Annotated in this window: 8 protein-coding genes and 1 pseudogene; 3 read left to right on the top strand and 6 right to left on the bottom strand. The window is 48.9% G+C overall.

The annotated features are described in order from the left end of the window. Window positions 1-292: pseudogene (locus ON064_RS17340) on the top strand (LD-carboxypeptidase); the annotation flags it as partial. A 16-nt stretch (window positions 293-308) separates the two neighbouring features. After that, on the top strand, window positions 309-806 hold the full coding sequence (locus tag ON064_RS17335; RefSeq protein WP_274625754.1) for a GNAT family N-acetyltransferase: 498 nt from the start codon (window positions 309-311) through the stop codon (window positions 804-806). A 41-nt stretch (window positions 807-847) separates the two neighbouring features. Here ON064_RS17335 and ON064_RS17330 read toward each other — a convergent pair whose 3' ends face one another. From ON064_RS17330 to ON064_RS17305, 6 genes are all read right to left on the bottom strand, one after another. Continuing rightward, on the bottom strand, window positions 848-1,585 hold the full coding sequence (locus ON064_RS17330) for a PQQ-dependent sugar dehydrogenase (protein ID WP_274625753.1): 738 nt from the start codon (window positions 1,583-1,585) through the stop codon (window positions 848-850). Window positions 1,586-1,604: 19 nt separating this feature from the next. Continuing rightward, window positions 1,605-1,787 (bottom strand): hypothetical protein, encoded by a 183-nt coding sequence (locus ON064_RS17325; protein ID WP_274625752.1) that lies wholly within the window; start codon window positions 1,785-1,787, stop codon window positions 1,605-1,607. Window positions 1,788-2,038: 251 nt separating this feature from the next. Then, window positions 2,039-2,365 (bottom strand): hypothetical protein, encoded by a 327-nt coding sequence (locus ON064_RS17320; RefSeq protein ID WP_274625751.1) that lies wholly within the window; start codon window positions 2,363-2,365, stop codon window positions 2,039-2,041. An 18-nt stretch (window positions 2,366-2,383) separates the two neighbouring features. Beyond that, the gene (locus ON064_RS17315; RefSeq protein WP_274625750.1) at window positions 2,384-2,596 is read right to left on the bottom strand and encodes a hypothetical protein; all 213 of its coding nucleotides are present in this window, start codon (window positions 2,594-2,596) and stop codon (window positions 2,384-2,386) included. A 104-nt stretch (window positions 2,597-2,700) separates the two neighbouring features. Next, window positions 2,701-3,090 carry a ribonuclease HI family protein gene (locus ON064_RS17310; RefSeq protein ID WP_274625749.1) on the bottom strand — a complete coding sequence of 130 codons (390 nt, stop codon included), beginning with the start codon at window positions 3,088-3,090 and terminating at the stop codon, window positions 2,701-2,703. Further along, complete coding sequence (locus tag ON064_RS17305; RefSeq protein ID WP_274625748.1) at window positions 3,087-3,782, bottom strand: queuosine precursor transporter; 696 nt, start codon at window positions 3,780-3,782, stop codon at window positions 3,087-3,089. The genes ON064_RS17310 and ON064_RS17305 overlap by 4 nt, the downstream gene beginning before the upstream one ends. A 142-nt stretch (window positions 3,783-3,924) precedes the next feature. Between ON064_RS17305 and ON064_RS17300 the strand changes: the two genes are divergently transcribed. Next, window positions 3,925-4,122 carry a zinc-finger domain-containing protein gene (locus ON064_RS17300; RefSeq protein WP_121297536.1) on the top strand — a complete coding sequence of 66 codons (198 nt, stop codon included), beginning with the start codon at window positions 3,925-3,927 and terminating at the stop codon, window positions 4,120-4,122. Window positions 4,123-4,138 lie beyond the last annotated feature (16 nt).

Raw genomic sequence — 4,138 nt, 5'->3', positions numbered from 1 at the left:
AAACTGTGAAATGAACACACCGGATTTAAAGCGCAGTTTGCTGCAGATGAAATATGCAGGCTGGTTCGACAATTGTTCAGGAATCGTCTTCGGCAGAAGCGAAGCGAACGATGCCGTACAAGGCTATACCGCGGAGATGGTGTACCAAGAACTGGCGGAGCAATTAAAAGTTCCCATTGTATATGATGCCGACATCGGCCATCAGCCTCCGCAAGTGATATTGGTCAACGGGGCGCACGCGATTTTCCACGTTGACGATGGAAAAGGGCGTGTCGTCCAGGAATTCCGTTAAAGAAAGGATGAATGCCATGGACTATCGCCGATTAACAGAAGAAGATGCTAAACAATACCGGGAACTTCGCTTAACGGCATTGCAGACAGATGCCGATGCGTTTTCGACTGATTTCAATGAAGCAAGCCGAAGGCCGGTAAGTGCGACCGCTAAAAATCTCGCCAATCCTTCAGCTGTGACATTCGGTGCATACGATGAAAGCCGTTTGCTCGCCATGATGACGCTGCTCAGATTGTCGGGGAAGAAGACCAGCCATCGAGCTGAAGTACTTGCCGTCTATGCAGCGGAAGAAACGAGAGGGACAGGAGTTGCATCCACGCTTTTCGACCATTTGCTGGCATTTGCAAGGGAATGGAGAGGGCTTGAGCAGCTCGAACTCGCCGTCAATTCTGCCAACCCGCGTGCCATCCGTTTTTACGAACGATCCGGCTTTCAGCGCATCGGCATCACGCCGAATGCCCAAAAGGCGGAAGGCCGTTATATCGATGAATTGTTGATGGTGATGAAGCTATAGAAATGAAATGAAAAAGCGGAGACACTGGTCTCCGCTTTTTATTATTCATTTAAAATATACAGTTTGTCGTCGCCTTCTGTCGGGGTGCCCCGGCCATCGGTATTATTCGTGATGAAATATAAACCGTTGCCGTCAGAATAAACGTCGCGGATACGGCCGTATCCTTCGATGGAATCGGTGATTTCTGCCGACTCCGGGTCCATCACTTTGATCGCTGTCCCGCGAAGTGCTGAGATATACAGCGCCCCGTCGTGAAAGTCGATCCCGCTAGGTGCCCACGTATCATCTGCACCACTCGTGACAAACGGCTCTTCTAACCCATCAGCAGTTTCTTCCCCTTCGATATCGGGCCAGCCATAATTGGCGTCCTGTTCGATGATATTGATTTCATCGTTCGCGGATTGCCCATGTTCCGCTGCATACATCGTCTCCCCATCCCACGCCAAGCCTTGGGGGTTGCGGTGGCCGAGCGAATAGATTTCAAATTCATTGAATTCGTTGAGACGGAGAATCTTCCCGTTGACTGAAGCGGGATCCTGGGCAAGATCGGGTTCGGATGCGTCTCCGATTGTGGCATACAGCAAGCCGTCTTCACTGAATTCTAACCGGCCGCCGTGATGGACATTGCCTGTTGGAATGCCTGACAAGAGGACGGCCGTTTCCGACCAGCTGCCGCTGTCCAACCGGAATTCCGCAATTTTGTTATAAGATTTGCCGTTGTCTTCGTAAACATAATAGCCGTAAGCTTCCTGTGAGTCATCAAAATCAGGCTTCAGCACAAATCCGAGAAATCCGGCTTCAGAAGCCGAAGACAAAGGCGAAGAGAAATTGAGCGTCTCCTTGCTTGTTGATTGACCAAGGGGCTTCAAGGTCTGTCGCGATTACATCTGCAGGTGCGGTCGCTTCATCGGGATTCGCCGGCCCATTGCTGCATCCGGCAAGTGCTGCTGCGAGAATCCCGGGAAAAAGCCATTTTTTCAACTTGAAAACCTCCTTTTTATTCATCATAATCGAAGCAGGAAGCGTTGGGAAATGAAATACAGCAAGGAGGGTGAGAAATGCCGCTGCTAAAAGACGTGAAAGAACAAGAAGAACTGCGCAAAAAACGCAATTTGGTCCGCATCATCACATGGATCAGCATTGCGGTCGTACTGTTCATCCTGTGGTATGTAATTTAAAGGGAATGCATAGGAAAACGCGAAGCCCGTAGTCTAGGCTTCGCGTTTTTGCAGTTATGCATTTGTTTTTTGCTGCGGTTTGGCGATAATCCACTCGACAATTACGAACACGGCCACAAGGGCAATCATCAAATTGACCAGCCCGGCGTCCAGGTACTTATCGCGGAAAATGATGGCGACCGTCAAAACATAAAAGACGGCCTGTGTCACTTTTGCAGCCGGCGGCACTTCATTTTTCGGATAGCGCAGCCGTCCGAGCTGAAACGCCAGGAACGCGAACAACAGAAGCAAGTATTGCGGCCAGGTAAAACTGTCGTTGACCAGATTATTCATTAGTGCATAAACGATTAATGGAACGAGATACAATAAAAGCGTTTTCAAGGGAGATCCTCATTTCTGCTATTTTTTGCGCGGTGTGCTGTTTTGTCTTTCTTTCAACAGCTGGACCAGATTGTAGACGGCGAAAGCGAGTGCGAGGCCGACAATGATCACCGACAATAACGGATAAAGCGATACACCGTTTTGTATGATGTCCACGATGCGTGCATAGATGATGAATGGGCCGATCAGGATGATGAAAATATCGAGTGCGGTTCCTAATTTCGATCTCATAAATAGCCTCCAGTAAATCAGTATGACACCATCATATCAGAATCGCCTGTACCTGGCATGCGCAAAGAAAAAAGCAGCCGCTCAAAGTCGAACGGCTGCTTTCCTTATTTATGCTCTTTGAGTGTGTCGTTGGCAAGCGTATGTGCGGCTTTGTTCTGGGAATCTGGGATCCACTTGATGAAGCAATAGTCGAATCCGTCCGCAATCGACAAGGACTCGTCCAGCAATTTTTTGTAGACCGGATTTTTCACGAAGCGTTTTTCGAAGGCGTCGACGACGAGTTTCGAGTCCGATTTAATGGACACCATGCCGGTCGCGAGCGGACGAGCGAGCTCCAGCCCTTTTAACAGCGCCGTGAATTCGGCTTGGTGATTATCCATTTCGCCGACGTATTCGCTCCATTTGATGGAATGCCCTTCGCCTCTTAAAAACACTCCCACCGCGCTGACGTTGACACCACCGGCAGTCGATGCGTCCACGAACAATTCGATCATCGTGCGGCCTCCTGTTCATCGAGTGGCCGGATTTTCTTCGCGATATAGCCGAATGGTGTATCCAGCACGGACACGATGAATTTCAATACATACGTTGAAATGAAGATCTGGATCCAGACATCGAATGGAAAGACGCCGAAAAAAGCGATCGATGTGAAGATCAAGGTGTCGATCAATTGGCTGAGCAAGGTCGAGCCATTATTGCGGATCCAGAACTGGCTGTCTTTCGGGAAGACTTTCCGCAAGGCGGAAAAGATAATGACGTCGATATGCTGCGCAAGCAGGTAAGCGATCATGCTGGCGATGGCGATTTGTGGGACCAACCCGAATACCGTCTCGAGTGCTTCGTGCGCAAAATCACTTTCCGCGGGAATGAATTGAAGGCCGAACTGCATCGTCACAACCATGATCAAAAGTGAGGAAAAGCCGAGCCATACTGCTTTCTTCGCTTCTTTTCTGCCATATTTTTCATTGAGGATATCGGTTGCGAGAAAAGTCGAGGCATACAAGCTATTGCCGAGCGTTGCGGTCAAACCGATGATCTCAATCGTTTTTGTCACTTGGATATTCGCCAGGATGGTGGCGAACGCGACCCAGGCGAACAGGCCGGTCTTGCCGAACACTTTATACATGATGAGCAATAACACAAAATTGAACAGGGCGAAGCCAAGCCCTAAAAATTCATTAAACAAACTGCTTCCTCCTTAGTTTTGGTAGAGCGGGAAGTTTCGAACCGCTGAAGGACGAAAATGTCCCAAGCCAGTATACCGATTGTTGCGGAAAAAAACAAATTCATAGTAGAATAATAGAATGACATTTTGCGGAGGGACCCGAATGAAAAAAGTATCCATCATCAACGAAATCGATGAAATGCTCAATACGTATTGTGAAGGCTGCTTTGTCAAAGCCCAACTCCGCAAGGATGAAGGAAAAACGGCGGCGCACCGCTTTTGCATCAGTGAATGCACAGTCGGCACCCAATTGCAGTTTTTGGGGCAGGAATTAAATAAGATGGGAACAGGCAGCAAGTGAACCCATACGCCCCCTA

Origin of the sequence: Planococcus sp. A6, assembly GCF_028823615.1 — a bacterium.
GTDB lineage: Bacteria > Bacillota > Bacilli > Bacillales_A > Planococcaceae > Planococcus.
Note: the sequence above shows the minus strand (reverse complement) of the source record. Positions and strands in the feature narration are given on the sequence as shown.

Coding starts and splice junctions, on each gene's coding strand:
- ON064_RS17335 (WP_274625754.1), top strand. CDS start 309: ATGGACTATCGCCGATTAACAGAAGAAGATGCTAAACAATACCGGGAA.
- ON064_RS17315 (WP_274625750.1), bottom strand. CDS start 2,596: ATGAGATCGAAATTAGGAACCGCACTCGATATTTTCATCATCCTGATC.
- ON064_RS17310 (WP_274625749.1), bottom strand. CDS start 3,090: ATGATCGAATTGTTCGTGGACGCATCGACTGCCGGTGGTGTCAACGTC.
- ON064_RS17300 (WP_121297536.1), top strand. CDS start 3,925: ATGAAAAAAGTATCCATCATCAACGAAATCGATGAAATGCTCAATACG.